This window comes from Micromonospora matsumotoense (genome assembly GCF_900091525.1).
GTDB classification, from domain to species: domain Bacteria; phylum Actinomycetota; class Actinomycetes; order Mycobacteriales; family Micromonosporaceae; genus Micromonospora; species Micromonospora matsumotoensis.
Window position 1 is genome coordinate 222742 of the sequence record NZ_FMCU01000005.1, and the last position, 17075, is coordinate 239816.

Consider the following 17075-nt stretch of genomic DNA (forward strand, 5'->3'; position numbering starts at 1 on the left):
AACCTATGTCAGAATCCTGACATGAGTCAAGGTGATGCCGGCATCGACCTGAACACGTCCCTGGGCTACCTGTTGAAAGAGGCGTCGAGCGCCCTGCGGGCGGCCATGGAGGAGGTGCTACGGCCGCTCGGGATGGGCGTGACGCACTACGCCTGCCTCGAACTGCTGGCGCAGCGACCGGGCCTGTCGAACTCCGAACTCGCGCGGGGCGCATTCGTGACCCGACAGACGATGAACGTCCTGCTCCAGAACCTGGAACGGGAGGGCTACGTGACCAGGCCCGCCGAGGCCCCCGTGGGCAAGGCGCTGCCCACGCGGCTCACGCCGAGTGGTCGACGCAGCCTGGACCAGGCAACCGCAGCGGTCCGCTCGGTCGAGGTCAGGATGCTCTCCGGCATGACCGAGGCCGAGCGCTCAACCGCCTTCCACGCCCTGAAATCCATGATCCACTCCCTGACCTCCCCACCCCCACCCCCCTCGGGTCGGGGTTGATCAAGAGGTTTGCGTCAGATTGATCGCGCCTGGTGACGTAAACCTCTTGATCAACGCGGGCGGGACGGGGCGGGCGGCGTGGGTGGGCTGGGCGGGAGAGAGTCAGGTGAGGGTTACCGGGGGTTCGGCCAGGTGGGGGGTGAGGGGGGTGCGGGGGGTCAGCCAGGAGGCGGTGGGGGACTGGTCGGGGTTGAGCTGCCAGTCGTGGCAGACCCGGTCGACGGCGATCGGATAGATGGTGAGCGTGCCGTCCGGGTCGATGCGCATCCGCAGGAACGACTTCGAGTCCTCGATGCCCTGGCCGGCGAAGAGTTCGTTGACGTTGACCCCGAAGGCCCCCGCCACCAGCAGGTACCCGGCCACCAACTGGGTGGCGACCAGCCCGATCACCGGGCCGTAGAGCACGGCGGCGGCGACCGCCGGCAGTGGCCACGGCCAGTGGTAGAACGGCAGGTGCAGCCAGGCCCACGTGCCGGCGACGGCGAGCGCCACGTGCGTGAGCCCGTGACCGACGCCGAGCAGCCAGTGCCGGACGTGCCGTTTCCCACCGGCGCTGGGCGGCTTGGCGAAGAAGGCCGCGCCGAGCAGCGTCACCGCCAACATGAGCACCAACGGGATGCTGAACAGCCGCTGCTCGGTGCTGGTCCGGTTGGCCGCGACGCCCGCCATGGCGAGCATCAACAGCGTGTGCAGGGTGCCGAGCAGGGTGCCGAAGCCCGGGTTGCGCCGGGGCAGCCGGTGGAAGATCCCCCAGCCGTAGCGGCGGGAGCGGGCCGCGTCCGGGAACCGGGCCACCAGGTCGTACGCGCGGGTGCGGCTGGCCCGGCGGGAGAGGGTGTCCTTCGCCGGCACCTCGATCCGCTCCGGCAGGGTGTGCGTCGGATAGAGGTACGCGCCGCCCCCGCCGCAGGTGATCAGCTGCCGCTCCGGGCCGGCGTACCGGGCGTAGTGGTGCAGGTCGCCGGAGACCAGCAGCCGGACGTGCGCGCCGGTGGGCGCGATGATCGTCCGGACGAAATAGTCGACCGAGTCGTACGCGGTGGGATGGTCGACGGACTTCACCCAGGTCGGCGCCGGCACCGCCAGGATCACCCGGGAGTCGGGGCCGAGCCGGCGGGCCACCTCGTCGAAGTAGGCGAGCTGTGGATCGTCCAGGTAGGACCCCGACTGGTCGTCCAGGCCGAGCAGCCACCACCCCGCCGGCAGTTGCACCGCGAAGTACGACCGGGACTGACCGGTCCCCCAACCGCCGAAGTTCCGGTCCCGGGAGCGGACGAAGAGCCGCAGGAACGCGGTCAGCCCGTCGTACCAGTCATGATTGCCGGGTACGGCGAACAGCGTCGGCCGCTGCGGCGGGGCCACCGGCAGCGCCGCCTGGTACGGCCCCTTGCACCGGTCCTCGTACGCCTCGTAGGCCGCCGACGGGTAGACCTGGTCGCCCCCCATCACCAGGGTCTGCGCCCGGGGCAGCCGGTGCCCGTCGACCGTCAGCTCCGGCTGGGCCAGCAGGTACGCCACCGAGTACGTCGCGTCGAAGCCGTCGCCCAGGTCGGCCACGTAGTCGAGCCAGAGCCCACCGTCCGGGCCGACCTGCTCGCCGATCCGCGCGTCGAGTGCGTTCTGCAACTCCCGCTTGTCGAGGTATGCCCCGAACAACATCGCCAGCAGGGTACGGATGCCGGTGCTGATCAACAGGAACGGCGCGAGCCAGGGGACCGGTTTGCGGGGTGTGAAGCCCAGCTCCACCGGATCGGTGCTGCGTGGTCTGCGTACGGCCCGCTCGCCGGGGGCGTGCTCGGCGTCCGGGTCCGTCGCCGGCTGCCGTGCGGCAGGATGCGCCGGGGCGTCGGCGGGACCGGTCGACGCCCGGTCGCCGGGGGTCTGTCCGCCGCCGTCCGGGGTGGTGGGGCGGTCGGGAGTGGCGGGGCCGTCGGGGGTGACGTGGTCGTCGCTCACCGGGGCAGCCTAACCGTCCCGCGCGGCACCGATGTCCCTTGATGTCCGGGTCTGCCGGTGGGAACCCTCTCGGTTCCGCCGGGGGGCGTGCCGTATACTCGACGATCGTTGCCGCCTTAGCTCAGTCGGCTAGAGCGACGCACTCGTAATGCGTAGGTCGACGGTTCGATTCCGTCAGGCGGCTCGGTAGCGAAAAGCCCCGTGATCAGGCTGGATGCCTCGGTCACGGGGCCTTTCTCGTACCTGCTGGGACTGCCTGGCCCGGTGCTTCGTTGCACCGCCCGGTTGCGGTGGCGCACCGCACGGCGGCGGCAGTTGGGTCGACGTCCTGAACTTCATCGGCACCGGCAACCGGCCGACCCGGCCCGGGTGGGGGCGAGCAGTGGGCACGCCACGGCTCCGGCTCGTGGCGTACGGGTCGCCGGAAGATTCTGAAAAATAGTTCTGGTTGGCGGCAACCTGCGGGCGGTGGATCGCATGTACCCGGATGTAAGCAACGATCGCCACGATCCATAGGGGTCCGAATATGTCCGCACGTCGTCTTCTGCTGCTGCCCGCCGTCACCGTTCTGCTCGCACTGACCGCCTGCGGCACAGAGGAATCCGGCTCTGGCTCGACCGCGTCCGCTCCGGCGAACGGCACTCCGAGTCCGACGTCCACGGTGACCACCATGACGGCCGGGGATGTCAAGAGCGCCGACTGTCCCTCCGGGGCGACCCTGCAGAAGCTGGTCGAGCTGCCGAAGGACATGACCTTCGGCAAGGTCGAGTGCGTGAAGGACTGGGCGGGTGCCGACCCGCAGGGCCCGAAGGCCGGTGACGGCGTCTATCTGTTCCACTACACGGCCGGTACGGGCTGGAAGTACTACGGCGAGGGCAGCGGTTACGACTGCAAGGACCTCGGCCTCACCGTGCCGGCACCCTTCTGCATCTCGGACCCGGCGACCACGACGACGAAGCCGGCGACGGCCAAGCCGGCGACGACGAAGCCGGTGACCACGAGTCCCACGTGTCCTTCGGCGAAGACGCTGGGATCCCTGGTCGAGCTGCCGAAGGGCGTGACCTTCGGCAAGGTCGAGTGCGTGAAGGACTGGGCGGGTGCCGACCCGCAGGGCTCGAACGTCGGTGACGGCGTCTATCTGTTCCACTACACGGCCGGTACGGGCTGGAAGTACTACGGCGAGGGCAGCGGTTACGACTGCAAGGACCTCGGCCTCACCGTGCCGGCGCCGTTCTGCATCTCCGACTGATCAGGGTGACCGCGGTCGCGCGCTGTGGCGCACACCAGCTACGGTGTGCGCCACAGTCAGCCGGCCGCATCGATGCCGCCGTGCCCTGACAACCTTCGGGGTACGTGGGGGGCACGAGCGGGGCATGACGGATTCGATCGACGATCAGTTCCGGGAGTTCGTCCGCACCCGCTCGCCGGCGCTGCTCCGGACGGCGTTCCTGCTGACCGGCGACCGGCACCTCGCCGAGGATCTGGTGCAGGACGCTCTGGCCCGCACCCATCGGGGCCGGCGGCGGCTGAACGACCCGGGGCACTTCGAGGCGTACACCCGCACCGCGATGTACCACCAGCAGGTGAGCTGGTGGCGACGTCGCAGGGTGGCCGAGTCCCTGCCCGGGGAACTGGCCGACGTGGCGCAGCCCGGCAGTGATCACGCCGGCCGTACCGATCTCAAGCTCGCCCTGCACCAGGCTCTCGCCAAGCTCACGCCGCGGCAGCGTGCGGTGCTGGTGGTCCGCTTCTTCGAGGACCGCAGCGAGGCCGAGGCCGCGAACCTGTTGCAGTGTTCGGTCGGCACGATCAAGAGTCAGACCAGCAAGGCACTGGCCCGCATGCGGGAGATGGCGCCCGAGCTGCTCTCGGCTGTGATGGAGGAGGCCTGATGACCGACAACCTCGGACCGCTGCGTCAGGCCCTGACCGACCTGAGCGAGCACGGCGGCAGCGCCGACCTGTACGAGCGGGCCCTGCGTAAGTCGCGGCAGTCGCAACGACGGGCGACGGTCGCCACCGGCGTCGCCGCCGCCGCGATGGTGTTCGCCATCGGCGGTACGGTCGCCTTCGCCGTCAGCCAGCGGCCCGGCACCTCGTCGACACCCGCAGCCGCCCCCAGCGGTGCCGGACCCGGGCAACCCGACTGTCCGTCGATCGAAACCCTCGGGGACCTGGTCGAACTGCCGTCGGACTGGTCCTTCGCGCCGACCGGGGTGCAGTGCGCGCAGACGTGGGCGGCAGCCGACGTGAAGCGCCCGGCCGGCGGCAACGTCCGCTACCTGTTCCACTACACCCCCGATACGGGCTGGCGATACCAGGACCAGGGCACCGAGTGGGACTGCGCGGAGCTTGGCCTGACCCGGCCGGCACCGTTCTGCACCTCCTGACCCCCTGCCACCTGCCCGGGAAGGCCTGACCGGCCCCGTCGCACGCGGTCGGCCCCGGTCACCGGGCGCAAGGTCGTCTGCGCAGGGCGTGGTAGGCGATCGCGAGGGCGATGCCGAGGACGACGATGGCGACCTCGTGCCCCGGGTGGAGGTTCTTCGACAGGCTGGGGGCGCGGTCCGGGCCGATCGCCCAGAGCGCCAGGCCCGCGCCGTAGGCCGTACCGAGCGTGACGGCCCACCACCGTAGCGGGCGGAGGGCGTCGTTGCGCAGCACGGTGACCAGCGTGATCGCCACCGGGACGACAGCCACCATGGCGAACTGGACGGCGACGAGGACGGTGACCGCCCAGGCGCTGATGACGAGGGGTCGTGAGCGGGGCAACGGACCCCGGGGCGCGAGCATCGACGGTGCGTGGGACATCTGGTATTCCTTCCGGCACGAGGGGTCGGGTGGCGAGGGGTGGGCAGCGGGGTCGGGGCGGGCGGAAACGGGCCGGGCGACGGGGTGGTCGCCGTCGCCGGCATTCATGGCACCCGGTCGGCTCAGCGGTGGGTCTGGGTGTTCCGCTCGGCGTCCGCCTCCTCGGCGGCGGTCCTGAGGTCGGCGAGCCACGCCTCCAGCCCGTAGCCGAGGTAGGTGGTGGAGGTCGCCGCGTCGGCCTCCACCTGGGCGCCGGTCCAGGTCTCCTCGGTGCGGACCAGCACGCCGCCGGGAACCTCGGTGAAGGTCCAGACGTGGACGCCGTTGTCGATGTGCAGTCCGTCGCCGGTCCCCGGGCCGGCCCAGCGGATGCACCGGTAGGGCGTCAGGTGGGCGACGGTCGAGGTGATGGTCAGCGTCGTGGCCGGGGTCATCGGGGTTTCCGGGACGGGCGTGGTCCAGCGGAACGCCGACCCCGCGTGCAGTGCGCCGTCGTCGAGGCGCGTGGCGGTGGTGACCGGGGCCTGCCAGGAGGGCCAGTTCTCGACGTCGGTCTGGAGGTGCCAGACGGTGTGCAGCGACGCGTTGATCAGCGTCTCGGCGCGATACCGGATCTGGGCGGTCGGGTCGACGCCCTGCCCGTCGCAGGTGATCACCGGTTGGTTCGCGGTCGATGCCATCTCTCCACCTCTCTCACTTCTGCGACGATCTGTCGCTCTAGTTAGAGCCTATAACTAAGGTGAACTGCGGTCAATAGTGATGGTGATAGCCTGTAACTATTGTGATGGCGGGTGTGAGGAGGGTGGGCCATGGGTGCCGACGTGACCGGTCCGCGCGAGCGCTACCGCGCCCAGGTGCGGGCGGAGATCAAGCAACGGGCCTGGGAGCAGCTCGCCACGACCGGGGTGTCGGCGTTGTCCCTCAAAGCGATCGCCGAGCAGTTGGGGATGAGCGGTCCGGCCCTCTACCGGTACTTCTCCAGTCGGGACGAGCTGATCACCGCCCTGATCCGCGACGCGTACCGCAGCCTCGCCGACGCGCTCCGGACCGCCGCCGACGCCGGTGCCGACGTCGCCGGACTGGCGGACACCGTGCGGGCCTGGGCCCTGGACGACCCGCAGCGCTACCTGCTGATCTGGGGTACGCCCGTGCCCGGCTACCACGCCCCCGACGACACCACCGCGATCTCGACCGAGATCATGGCGACGATCGTCGACGCCTACCACAGGCGCGACGTCCCGCCCACCGGGCGACGGATCGAGGCCCACCTCGACGGCCATCGCGGCTGGGCCGTGGACCCGGCCGTGCCGGCCGCCACGCTGCGGCAGGCGCTGGCCTTCTGGACCCGGGTGCACGGCGTCCTGTCGCTCGAACTCGCCGGCCACTTCGCCGGCATGGGGTTCGACCCCGCGCTGCTGTTCGACGACGAGATCGACGACCTACTCGGCCGCTGACCGCCGACGCGGGCCGTGCCGCCGTGCGGGCCGTGCCGCCGTGCGGGCCGTGCCGCCGTGCGGGCCGTGCCGCCGACGCCGGTACGGCGGTCCGCTCCCGCCGCCGCGACGGCACGGGGCGGTATCCGTGGCCCGGCATGGCTAAGGTCAGCAGTCGGCCACCGTACGCTTGCGAGGATGGGACCCCTCGATGAGATGTGCCTTCTGTGGCCGGTGGTGGCCGCTGCCCTGGGCGTGTGGCCGGTGCCGGCGTGACCGTCGCCGGATGCGCCGCGACTACCTGCGCCGCGCCGCCCCGCAGGACGCGCTGCGCGACATGACCCGCACCGACCCGGACCGCTGACCGGCCGACCCTCACCGCTGACCGGCCGACCCTCACCGCCGGCTTGCCCGCCGTCGGCCACCCGGCAGCCATGCCGTCGGCGTCGGCGTCGGCGGGAAAGATCCGCCGTGGCTATCCTGGGCCGGTGCTGCCCCTGCCGCCCGGTGACTTCCGGGCCTACCTGTTCGACTGCGACGGCACCATCGTCGACTCCATGCCGGTGCACCACCTGGCCTGGCGGGCCGCGCTCGGCGAGTGGGGCTGCGACCTGCCCGAGGACCTCTTCTATGCCTGGGGCGGCCGGCCGGTGGCCGACATCGTCGTCGATCTCAATGCGCGGCACGGGCTGGCGATGCCGGTCGACGTGGTGGCCCGTCGCCGGGAGGACGCCTACCAGACCTTCCTGCCGCAGCTCACCGCCGTGCCGGGGGTGCTGGCGCACATCGAGCGGGCACACCGGCGGGTGCCGTTCGCCGTCGTCTCCGGCAGCACCCGGGAGTCGGTGACCGCCTCGCTGTCCGCGCTCGACCTGCTCGACCGGTTCGACGTGCTGGTCTGCGCGGAGGACTACGCACGGGCCAAGCCGGACCCGGAGTGCTACCTGCTGGCGGCCCGGCTGCTCGACGTACCGCCGGAGCACTGTCTGGTGTTCGAGGACACCGACCTGGGCGTCGCGGCGGCGACGGCGGCGGGCATGGCCTCGGTCCGCGTCCCGCCGCCGTGGCAGCGCTGAACCCGGGCCGGCCGCGCCGGCCGGGGGTGCCGGCGGGTCAGCCCCGGTAGAGCTTTTCCGCGTACGCCGGGCCGTAGTAGCGCTCCAGGTCGGCCAGGCTCTCGGCCGGCGTCTCCACCTCCTTGATCAGCCGGGCGCGGGACGGCAGCGCGTCCGGCTGCCAGGTTTCGGGCTGCCACAGCTCGGAACGGAGGAACGCCTTCGCGCAGTGGTAGAAGATCTGCGCGACGGCCACCTCGACAGCGAGCACCGGTCGGTGCCCCTGGACCAGCATGTCGTCGAAGTAGGGCGCGTCGCGGACCAGCCTGGCCCGTCCGTTGATCCGCAGGGTGTCGGTCCGGCCCGGGATCAGGAAGATCAGCCCGACGTGCGGGTTGTCGAGGATGTTGCGGTAGCCGTCGGCCCGCCGGTTGCCCGGCCGCTCCGGGACGGCGATCGTCCGCTCGTCGAGCACCAGCGCGAAGCCGGCCGGGTCGCCCTTGGGGGAGACGTCGCAACTCCCGTCCGCACCGGCCGTGGCGACCAGGCAGAACGGCGAGGCGGCCAACCACTCGCGGTCCCGTTCGTGCAGCACGGTGCGTTCCTTGGCCGCCGCCCGGGGCATCGGTGCCCCCAGCAGCGCGCGTAGCTCCTCATGCGAGGTGATCTCCGCCGTCACGTCCGCCTCCCCCGTCCGTTGATCTCGGTGGCGGGCGGTGACTCACCGGCCGCCGAACGTCAGCCTAGGCGGGCGTGGCGAGCTGGTCTGTCCCCGACGGCGGGCACCGGCGCACCCTGCCCCCGGACCGAGCAGTGGAGGGCCCGCGATGGAGAGCCGACTGAAGGTGCTCGGGCACCCGGTGCACCCGATGCTGGTGATGTTCCCGGTCGCGCTGCTGGTCACCGGCACCCTCTTCGACGTCGTCGACACGGTCGGCGGCCCCGACTTCCTCGCCGAGGTGGCGTACTGGAACATCACCGTCGGTCTGGTCGGTGGCCTGCTGGCCGCGGCGGCCGGCGCGTTCGACCTGCTGGCCATCCCGGCCGGCACCCGGGCCAAGCGGGTGGCGCTGACCCACGCGGCGGCGAACGTCGCGGTGATCCTGCTCTTCGCCGCCGTCTGGGCGGTCCGGCTGAACGCCGAATCCCGGGCGGCCGGCGGCGCGCTGATCGCCATCGAGGTGGTCGGCGTGGCCATCCTCGGCATCAGCGCCTGGCTCGGTGGGGAACTGGTCGACCGGCTGGGGGTCGGGGTCGACCGGGACGCCGGCCTGGACGCCCCCAGCTCACTGCGGCCCGCCGCGGCCAGCCGACCGATGGGAGAGGTGCGATGACCGGGCAGCCGGGCCGACGCAGCCGCCAGCAGGGCTGGGACCCGATGGGTGAACTCCAGTCGCTGCGCGCCGAGCTGAGCCGGCTGGTCGGCGGCCGGGGCGCCTCGCCGGACGTCGCGCTGACCGAGGTCGCCGACGGCTGGGAGGTGATCGTCCGGCTGCCCGGGGTGGCGCCGGAGGAGGTCGCCGTCGAGCTGGACGACCGGGAACTGCGCGTCCGGGCCCGGTCGGAGGCCGAGGTCAACGCCGACCAGGGCGTTCCCGGCGGTGTCGAGACCCGGGGCTTCGACTACCGGGTGGACCTGCCGTCCCGGGTGGACCCCGGGAGCATCGACGCGGTGATGGACCACGGCCTGCTCCGGGTACACCTGCCCCGGGCGTCCCGGCCCACGCCGCGCACCATCACCGTCGGCCGCAGCGGCTACCCACCCGGTCCCACCCGCAGCGGTACGCCCACCGGCGTGGACCCGGCGGCGGACCGGGAACTGCACCACCCGCACACCGCCGTCGACCCGCACGACCGGCCGTAGGGCCCCGGTGGCCAGCCCGGCCCTGGGTGGCCCGCGAGGTGAGCGGGTGCCCGACGTGGCCCGGATCGCCGTGCTGCGGGCCAACGCGCTCGGCGACCTCATCTTTCTGCTGCCCGCCCTGGAGTCGCTGCGGGCGGCATATCCGGCGGCGGAGATCGTGCTGTTCGGTGCGCCCTGGCACGCGGCGTTCTGGCGCGACCGGCCCGGCCCGGTCGACCGGGTGCTGGTCGTCCCGCCAGCCCCCGGTATCCGTGGGCCCGACCCCGACGAGCCGCCGGGATCGCTGGACGACTTCCTGGCCGACGCGGCCCGGGAGGGCTACGACCTGGCGTTGCAGGTGCACGGCGGCGGGGCCAACTCGAACCCGATCATGAGCCGGTTGGGTGCCCGGGTCACCGCCGGGCTGCGCGCCGAGGACGCCCCACCGCTGGACCGCTGGCTCCGCTACGTCTACTACCAGCCCGAGGTGATCCGCTACCTGGAGGTGGTGGGTCTGGTCGGGGCGGACGCCGTCACCGTCGTACCGACGCTGGCGGTGACCGACGCGGACCGGGCGCAGGCGCGGGCGGTGCTGGGCGAGCCGGACCGGCCCCGGGTGGCGCTGCACCCCGGGGCGAGCGACACCCGGCGGCGTTGGCCGGCGCGGCGGTTCGCCGAGGTCGCCCGGGCCCTGCACGACGACGGGTACGAGGTGCTGGTCACCGGCACCCCCGCCGAGCGAACGGTGGTGGACGAGGTGGTCGCGGCGGCCGGGGTGCCGGTCCGTCCGCAGGTCGGCACGCTCAGCCTCGGCGGGCTGGCCGCCGCGTACGCCGGCTGCGGGCTGGTGGTCTCCAACGACACCGGCCCGTTGCACCTGGCCGGTGCGGTGGGCACCCCGACGGTGGGTGTCTACTGGGTCGGCAACATGATCAACGGGGCGACGCCGCTGCGCGCCCGGCACCGCCCGATCGCCGCCTGGACGACGCGCTGCCCGGTCTGCGGGGTCGACTGCACGCCGGGGATCTATCCGCACCGACCCGGCGACGGCAACTGCCCGCACCGGGACTCGTTCGTCGCCGACGTGCCGGTGGCCGAGGTGCTGGAAGCCGCCGCCGACCTGCTCCGCCCGGAACCGGGCAGTGCCGCCGGCTGACGGCCCGGGCCGGGCAGTGCCGCCGATCGACGGGCACCGGGCCGGGCAGTGCCGCCGGCTGACGGCTCGGGCCGGGCAGTGCCGCCGGTCGACGGCTCGGGCCGGGCAGTGCCGCCGGTCGACGGGCCGGGCCGGGACGACCTGGCGGGTCGGCGGCCGGAACCGGCAAGGGCTCAGGCCGGCTGGGGGGTGTCGGCGGCGGCGACCTCCCACGCCTCGACGGCGCGGTCGGTGACCGTGGTCGGCGACTCCAGGTGGTACGCCCCGCTGGGCAGCACACCCGCGCCGCCGTACCGGGCCAGCACCGCGAGTTGGGCGGCGACGTCCTCGCCCTGGTGGTTCGCCGGCACCCGCCGCCAGAAGTCGAAACCGCCCGCGTCGACCAGTGACGCGCGGTCGTAGAGCACGCAGCCACCGATCCAGGAGACCTTGTAGGCCCGCCAGGCCCCCGACGGCAGGGCCAGCTTCTGTTGGATGTGCAGCAGGTTCGCGGCCGGATGGATGGCCGAGCGGTGCCACTGCGGGGTGTCGGGGCGGACCACTTCCGGCACGACCGGCCCGTCCCACTCCTCGTAGTGCCCGTGCGTCTCGGGGCGCACGTCGTCGACGTACGACAGGCCGTGCACCGCGTTGCCGACGAACCCGCAGCCCAGCTCCCCGATTGCGGTGACCAGCCGGCCCAGGGTGCCCGGTTCCAGCCAGACGTCGTCGTCGAGGCAGAGCACGTAGCGGGCCACCGACCGGCCCAGCAGGTACGCCCGGTGTTCGGCCAGCCCGCGCCGGGGCAGCCGGCGGGTGAGCAGCACGGGGTGCCCCCGCTGGCGCAACGCCCGGACCATGGTGGCCGCCGCCGGGTGCGCGTACGCCGGGTCGTCGTCGGACTGGTCGCTGACCACCACCCCGAAGTCGGGCACCTCGACCTGGGCGGCCAGCCCGGCGAGGGTGACCGACAGTTCCGCCGGCCGGTTGCGGGTGGGGATCAGCACGTCGAGCCGACGGGGTCGGCGGAACTCCCCGGTCGTGCCGAGGTCGAGCGGTCGGTTCACGGGGTCCTGCCCGTACTCTCTGCGGGCGGGGTCGGGTGGGCCGTCGTCGTGTCCCGTCCGGGTGCCGCCGACGGGTCGGCGGCGGGTCGTACCGCCTCGGCACGACCGTCGGCGGCGGCCCGGCCGACGGTCTGGGTGGCCTGGCCGGCGGTGGTCCGGGTGGCCTGGCCCGCGGCGGTCCCGACGGACTGGGCGCGGATCCGGTCGATGATCGCCGAGGTGGACCGGTCCGGCACGTAGCCGAGGGTGCGCACCTGGCCGCCGAGCCGGCGGACCAGGGGCGCTTCCGGGACCATCTCCGGCGGGTAGTCGCCGCCCTTGACGTACACGTCGGGTCGGACCGCCTCGATCAGGCCGACCGGCGAATCCTCCTCGAAGACCACCACATGGTCCACGCAGGACAACGCGGCGAGCAGGGTGATCCGGTCCTCGACCGGGTTGACCGGCCGGTCGGCGCCCTTGAGCCGGCGGACGCTGGAGTCGGAGTTGACCGCGACCACCAGCAGGTCCCCGAGGGCCCGGGCCTGTTCCAGGTAGCGCACGTGACCGGGGTGCAGCACGTCGAAGCAGCCGTTGGTGAAGACCACCGACCGGCCGGCCCGCCGGTGGTCGGCGACGATCGCGTCCAGCTCGCCGGTGCCGACCAGCGTCGGATGGGCGGTGCCGTCGGGTGCGCCGCCGATCGCGTCGAGCAGGTCCTCCCGGCGGCAGACGCAGGTGCCGGTGTCGGAGACGGTGATGGTGGCGGCGAGCTGGGCCAGTTGGGCGGCGGTCGGCAGCGACGCCTCGGCGGCCAGGGCGAGGGTCATCGCCGCCAGGTACGCGTCCCCCGCGCCGACGGCGTGACTGGCCGGGACGGGGGTGCTGTGGCTGCGTCGGGGCGTCCCGTCCGCGCCCCCGACGATGGCGCCCTCGGTGTCCAGGGTCACCGCGACCACGTCCGCGCCGGTGTGCGCGCGCAACTCGGCCAGTCGCGCCTGCGCCAGTTCGGCCCGGTCGATGCCCTCGCCGACGGTGGCGTTGACGGTCACCCCGGCCCCGGTCACGCTCAGCCCGTCGCCGGTCATCGCGACCCGCCCCTCACCGGGGGTCGGCTCGCCGGTCGGCCCGGTAGGGGCCCGGCCGACCCCACCCGGTGCGGTGCCGACGACCAGCTCCGACGGCCCGTCCGCCAGGTCGCTCGGCGGGTGGTCCAGGTGCAGACCGGGGCTGCCGGCCCGGGGCGGGACGGGCGGTGCGCCGAAGCCGGCCGCGGCCCGCGCCAGCAGCCGGGTCGCCTCGGCGAAGCTGGGGGTGACCACCGTCGGGTTCAACCCCCGCCAGTCGGCCAGGTCGTGGGCGTCCAGGGCGACCGTGGCATACCGGTGCCGGTGGGCGACCAGCCAGGCGCGTACCGGTGCGGGCAGTGCGCCGAGGCCGTAGTCGCAGACCACCAGGGTGGGCGCGGCCCCACCGGCCACCGCCCGCAGTTCCTCGGTGGCGCAGCTCAGGGCGGTGAGCAGCCGGGCGACGCCGTCGTCGTCGAGCGGTTCGTCCGGTTCGCCGGAGTCCTCCCGCAGCAGGATCTGGTTGCCGGCCAGCATCCGGCGCTTCACCGGGGTCGGCCGGTGCGGCTCGCTGACCGTACGGTCCCACACGCCGGCCCGGTCCAGGCAGTCGTGCAGTTCGTCGCCGGCCACGTCCGCCCCGACCGGGGCGACCAGCAACGCCCGCCCGCCCAGGGTGGCGACGTTGACCGCGGTGTTCGCGGCCCCGCCGGCGGCGGTGATCCGTCGACGCAGGGTGAGGATCGGCGCGGGCGCCTCCCGGCACAGCCGCTCCGACTCGGCGAAGCGCCACTCGTCGAGCATGGCGTCGCCGACGACGAGAACGGCCCGTTCCCGCCAGCTCTCCACCACGGTGGCGAGCCGGCGCTGTTCCGCTGCTGCTCCTGCCATGCCCACCGGGGTCCCCCGCCCCGACCAGGCCAAACCTGGTCGCGGGGGGCCGGCACGAGGGCCGGCGGAGCAGCGGGATGGCACGGCTGATGTGGTGGCGCGGGTGGTCCGCCCCCGGCGGCCGGGCGAGGGGCGTCACGTTTCGGGTCACCGGCCCCGGGAACCGACCAGAGAGACCCGGAGAGGAGAAATTCGACATGGCAACGACCACATTGCAGGGCAAGCGGATCGCGTTCCTCGCCACCGACGGAGTGGAGGAGGTCGAGTACGTCCAGCCGCGCGAGGCCGTGGAGAACGCCGGGGCGACCGCCGAGCTGGTGTCGCTCAAGCCCGGCACCATCCAGGCGTTCAATCACCTGGACCAGGGCAAGACGTACGACGTGGACGTGACGGCGGCCGACGCGGACGCCGCCGGCTACGACGCGCTGGTGCTGCCCGGCGGGGTGGCGAACCCGGACTTCCTGCGCACCGACCCGGACGCGGTCCGGTTCGTCCAGGCGTTCTTCGCGGCCGGCAAGCCGGTCGGGGTGATCTGCCACGGCCCGTGGACGCTGATCGAGGCGGGCGTGGTGTCGGGTCGCCGGATCACCAGCTGGCCGAGCCTGCGTACCGACCTGACCAACGCCGGTGCGACCTGGGTGGACGAGCAGGTGGTGACCGACGGCGGCCTGATCAGCAGCCGCAACCCCGACGACCTCCCGGCCTTCTGCGCCGCGCTCGTCGACCGGTTCGCCGCCGTCGACTGATCCCCGGCGGGTGTCGGCACCCCCCACCGTACGTCCACCGGGTGGGTGCCGACGCGACCGCGGCCGGTCCGATCATCGCGCGCGGGGCGGTTTTCCCGGGCGCGGAGGCATGTTCGGGGTGAGCCGGGAAAGAAGGCGGGATGACCGCCCAGACCCACGGCAGCCCGGTGCTCCAGGCCCGCCAGCTCCGCCTGTTGATGTTCGGCCTGATGACCGGCATGCTGCTGGCCGCGCTGGACCAGACCATCGTCGGTACGGCACTGCCCACCATCGTCGGTGAGTTGGGCGGGATCGACCACTACTCGTGGGTGGTGACCGCCTACCTGCTCGCCTCGACCGCCTCCACCCCGCTCTACGGCAAGATGGCCGACCTGTACGGCCGCCGACCGGTCTTCCTCTTCTCGATCGGTACGTTCCTGCTCGGCTCGCTGCTGGCCGGGCTGTCGCAGGATATGACCCAGCTGATCGTCACCCGGGGGGTGCAGGGCATCGGCGCGGGCGGCCTGATGACGCTGGCGTTCACCATCATCTCGGACGTGGTCTCCCCCCGGGAGCGCGGCCGCTACCAGGGGTTGTTCGGCGCGGTCTTCGGGGTCTCGTCGGTGGCCGGCCCGCTGGTCGGCGGCTATTTCGCCGAGACCAACTGGCGGTGGATCTTCTATCTGAACGTGCCGCTGGCGCTGCTGGCGATCGTGGTCTGCTACCACGTGCTGCGGTTGATCCCGTTCGAGCGGCGGGAACACACCGTCGACTGGCTGGGCGCGGGGCTGCTGGTCGCCGGGGTGAGCGCGCTGCTGCTGGCGCTGAGCTGGGGCGGCAACTCGTACGCCTGGGGCTCGCCGACGATCATCGGGCTGTTCGTGGCGGGCGCGGTGCTCGGGGTGGCGTTCGTGCTCCAGGAGGCCCGGGTCACCGAGCCGATCCTGCCGTTGGGGCTGTTCCGCTCCGCGACGTTCGCGCTGGCCAACTCGGCGGGCTTCGTACTCGGTCTGGTGATGTTCGGGTCGATCATCTTCATCCCGCTCTACCTGCAGATCGTCAAGGGCGCCTCGCCCACCCGCAGCGGCCTGCTGATGCTGCCGATGATGGCCGGCATCATCGTCACCTCGATCGTCACCGGCCGGGCGATGAGCCGGATCGGCCGGTACAAGTGGTTCCCGGTGGCCGGCTCGGTGGTGCTGGTCGTCGGGATGCTGCTGTTCACCCGGCTCCAGGTGGACAGCTCACTCTGGGCGGCGTTCGGCTACATGGTGGTGATCGGCGTCGGGCTGGGCCTGTGCATGCAGTCGCTGATCCTCGGCGTGCAGAACGCGGTCGACGTCCGGAACCTCGGCGCGGCGACCTCCTCGGCGACGTTCTTCCGGTCGCTGGGCGGTTCGTTCGGGGTGGCCATCCTGGGCGCGGTGCTCTCCACCCGGCTCGCCAGCGGCCTCGCCGACCGGCTGCCCGGCGCGATCGCCCAGCTCCCGGCCGAGCAGCAGGCGGCGGTCGCGGCCAGCGGCGGCACCAACATCTCGATCAACGACCCGGCGACCATCCTGGCCCTGCCCGGTCCGGTCCGGGCGGCCATCCAGGCGTCCTTCGTCGAGTCGCTGCACCTGGTGTTCCTGACCACCGGCCTGATCGCCCTGGTCGCCGTGCTGGTCACCCTGGCCTTGCCGAACGACCAGCTCCGGGGTGCCGGCCCGCAGGGCGCGACCGGCGGTGCCGACCCGCTCGGCGGCAAGGCCCCCGCCCCCGGCGGCAAACCCCTCACCAAGGAGTCCAAGGACGAAGCCGCCGCCGACCTCAACGCCAAATCCCAAACCATGCTCTAACCCCACCCGCCCCGCCTTGCCCGCCCCACCTTGCCCGGCCGGCCGGCCTTGCCCCGGCTGTCCCCGCCCCGCCCCGCCCCGCCCCGCCCGCCTCGGCCCGCCCCGCCTCGCCCGCCTCGGCCCGCCCCGCCTCGCCCGCCTCGGCCGCCCCGCCTCGCCTCGCCTCGGTGATCAAGAGGTTTAGGTCAAAAATCGCGCGCCGGGTGACGCAAACTTCTTGATCACCGAGGCGGGGCGGGGGCGGGCGGCGAGCCGGTGGGTGGGGAGGAGGGGACGGACTATTTGAGGATCAGGCGGTTGGTCTGGTCGAAGACGGAGAGGTCGGCGAGGGTTTCGGGGACCGAGAGGGAGAGCGGAGCGGGGAACTCGTGCGGGTGCAGGAAGGCGGCGTCGGTCGTCTCGTCGGTGACGCGGGTGAGTTCGCCGTCCCAGTCGTCGACCCGGAACGCGGTGGTGAAGATCTGGTAGGTGTGGCCGTACATGTTGGTGTGGGTGCGGTCCGGGCCGGTGTAGAGGGCGAAGGCGCTGACCCGTAGGGCGCGCAGCCCGGTCTCCTCGCGGACCTCGCGGACCGCGCAGTCGGCGATCGACTCGCCGAGTTCCATCGCGCCCGCCGGCAGCGCCCACTGGCCGTTGTCCGAGCGCCGGATCAGCAGCACCCGGCTGGCGTTGTCGCGCACCACGGCCCGCGCCCCGACGAACATCAGCGTCCGATCGCCGGCCAGGGCGCGTAGCTGTCCCACGTACGAGTCGGCCCAGGAGATACTCACCCGGACAATCTACG

18 protein-coding genes, 1 tRNA gene and 1 pseudogene are annotated in these 17075 nt (G+C 72.9%); 13 read left to right on the forward strand and 7 right to left on the reverse strand.

Annotated elements, in window-relative coordinates; translation table 11 throughout:
- Window positions 1–21 precede the first annotated feature (21 nt).
- Window positions 22–492: a MarR family winged helix-turn-helix transcriptional regulator gene (locus tag GA0070216_RS12970; protein ID WP_091244571.1), complete on the forward strand. Its 471-nt coding sequence runs from the start codon at window positions 22–24 to the stop codon at window positions 490–492.
- A gap of 102 nt (window positions 493–594) precedes the next feature.
- On the opposite strand, the gene GA0070216_RS12975 is transcribed toward GA0070216_RS12970, so the two are convergent.
- On the reverse strand, window positions 595–2448 hold the full coding sequence (locus GA0070216_RS12975) for a metallophosphoesterase family protein (RefSeq protein ID WP_091244574.1): 1854 nt from the start codon (window positions 2446–2448) through the stop codon (window positions 595–597).
- Between the two features lie 110 nt (window positions 2449–2558).
- Between GA0070216_RS12975 and GA0070216_RS12980 the strand changes: the two genes are divergently transcribed.
- The 4 genes from GA0070216_RS12980 to GA0070216_RS12995 all read left to right on the forward strand — a co-directional run bounded on the left by GA0070216_RS12980 (window position 2559) and on the right by GA0070216_RS12995 (window position 4837).
- Window positions 2559–2632: transfer RNA gene (locus GA0070216_RS12980), tRNA-Thr, on the forward strand.
- Between the two features lie 486 nt (window positions 2633–3118).
- Window positions 3119–3697, forward strand: a complete 579-nt coding sequence (locus GA0070216_RS12985; protein ID WP_141723068.1) for a hypothetical protein — start codon at window positions 3119–3121, stop codon at window positions 3695–3697.
- Window positions 3698–3821: 124 nt separating this feature from the next.
- Window positions 3822–4340, forward strand: a complete 519-nt coding sequence (locus GA0070216_RS12990) for a SigE family RNA polymerase sigma factor (protein WP_091244581.1) — start codon at window positions 3822–3824, stop codon at window positions 4338–4340.
- Window positions 4340–4837: a hypothetical protein gene (locus GA0070216_RS12995; protein WP_091244584.1), complete on the forward strand. Its 498-nt coding sequence runs from the start codon at window positions 4340–4342 to the stop codon at window positions 4835–4837. Before GA0070216_RS12990 ends, GA0070216_RS12995 begins: the two co-directional genes overlap by 1 nt.
- A gap of 58 nt (window positions 4838–4895) precedes the next feature.
- Here the strand turns inward: GA0070216_RS12995 and GA0070216_RS13000 are convergent, their stop codons facing one another.
- Window positions 4896–5258 (reverse strand): hypothetical protein, encoded by a 363-nt coding sequence (locus GA0070216_RS13000; RefSeq protein WP_091244587.1) that lies wholly within the window; start codon window positions 5256–5258, stop codon window positions 4896–4898.
- A 122-nt stretch (window positions 5259–5380) separates the two neighbouring features.
- Window positions 5381–5938, reverse strand: coding sequence for an SRPBCC family protein (locus GA0070216_RS13005; RefSeq protein WP_091244590.1), 558 nt, complete (start codon window positions 5936–5938; stop codon window positions 5381–5383).
- 129 nt (window positions 5939–6067) lie between these two features.
- On the opposite strand from GA0070216_RS13005, the gene GA0070216_RS13010 reads away from it, so the two are divergent.
- From GA0070216_RS13010 to GA0070216_RS13015, 3 genes are all read left to right on the forward strand, one after another.
- Complete coding sequence (locus GA0070216_RS13010; protein ID WP_091244593.1) at window positions 6068–6712, forward strand: TetR/AcrR family transcriptional regulator; 645 nt, start codon at window positions 6068–6070, stop codon at window positions 6710–6712.
- A gap of 190 nt (window positions 6713–6902) precedes the next feature.
- Window positions 6903–7055: a hypothetical protein gene (locus tag GA0070216_RS34510; RefSeq protein WP_176738946.1), complete on the forward strand. Its 153-nt coding sequence runs from the start codon at window positions 6903–6905 to the stop codon at window positions 7053–7055.
- A gap of 124 nt (window positions 7056–7179) precedes the next feature.
- Window positions 7180–7767: an HAD family hydrolase gene (locus tag GA0070216_RS13015; protein ID WP_342670722.1), complete on the forward strand. Its 588-nt coding sequence runs from the start codon at window positions 7180–7182 to the stop codon at window positions 7765–7767.
- A gap of 37 nt (window positions 7768–7804) precedes the next feature.
- Here the strand turns inward: GA0070216_RS13015 and GA0070216_RS13020 are convergent, their stop codons facing one another.
- Complete coding sequence (locus GA0070216_RS13020) at window positions 7805–8425, reverse strand: pyridoxamine 5'-phosphate oxidase family protein (protein WP_091244599.1); 621 nt, start codon at window positions 8423–8425, stop codon at window positions 7805–7807.
- 148 nt (window positions 8426–8573) lie between these two features.
- On the opposite strand from GA0070216_RS13020, the gene GA0070216_RS13025 reads away from it, so the two are divergent.
- From GA0070216_RS13025 to GA0070216_RS13035, 3 genes are read left to right on the forward strand one after another with little or no spacing between them, the layout of a single operon-like run.
- Window positions 8574–9080, forward strand: coding sequence for a DUF2231 domain-containing protein (locus tag GA0070216_RS13025; RefSeq protein ID WP_091244602.1), 507 nt, complete (start codon window positions 8574–8576; stop codon window positions 9078–9080).
- Window positions 9077–9610 carry an Hsp20/alpha crystallin family protein gene (locus GA0070216_RS13030; protein ID WP_091244606.1) on the forward strand — a complete coding sequence of 178 codons (534 nt, stop codon included), beginning with the start codon at window positions 9077–9079 and terminating at the stop codon, window positions 9608–9610. Before GA0070216_RS13025 ends, GA0070216_RS13030 begins: the two co-directional genes overlap by 4 nt.
- A 7-nt stretch (window positions 9611–9617) precedes the next feature.
- Window positions 9618–10745: a glycosyltransferase family 9 protein gene (locus tag GA0070216_RS13035; protein ID WP_091244608.1), complete on the forward strand. Its 1128-nt coding sequence runs from the start codon at window positions 9618–9620 to the stop codon at window positions 10743–10745.
- 173 nt (window positions 10746–10918) lie between these two features.
- Here GA0070216_RS13035 and GA0070216_RS13040 read toward each other — a convergent pair whose 3' ends face one another.
- A complete protein-coding gene (locus tag GA0070216_RS13040; protein WP_091244611.1) occupies window positions 10919–11791 on the reverse strand; it encodes a glycosyltransferase family 2 protein in 873 nt (290 codons plus the stop codon).
- 161 nt (window positions 11792–11952) lie between these two features.
- Window positions 11953–13728, reverse strand: a pseudogene (rfaE2, locus tag GA0070216_RS13045) (D-glycero-beta-D-manno-heptose 1-phosphate adenylyltransferase); the annotation flags it as partial.
- Window positions 13729–13925: 197 nt separating this feature from the next.
- Between rfaE2 and GA0070216_RS13050 the strand changes: the two are divergent.
- A complete protein-coding gene (locus GA0070216_RS13050; protein ID WP_091244618.1) occupies window positions 13926–14474 on the forward strand; it encodes a type 1 glutamine amidotransferase domain-containing protein in 549 nt (182 codons plus the stop codon).
- A gap of 140 nt (window positions 14475–14614) precedes the next feature.
- A complete protein-coding gene (locus tag GA0070216_RS13055) occupies window positions 14615–16291 on the forward strand; it encodes an MDR family MFS transporter (protein ID WP_091244621.1) in 1677 nt (558 codons plus the stop codon).
- A 278-nt stretch (window positions 16292–16569) separates the two neighbouring features.
- Here GA0070216_RS13055 and GA0070216_RS13060 read toward each other — a convergent pair whose 3' ends face one another.
- Window positions 16570–17061 (reverse strand): NUDIX domain-containing protein, encoded by a 492-nt coding sequence (locus GA0070216_RS13060; RefSeq protein WP_091244624.1) that lies wholly within the window; start codon window positions 17059–17061, stop codon window positions 16570–16572.
- Between the last annotated feature and the right edge of the window lie 14 nt (window positions 17062–17075).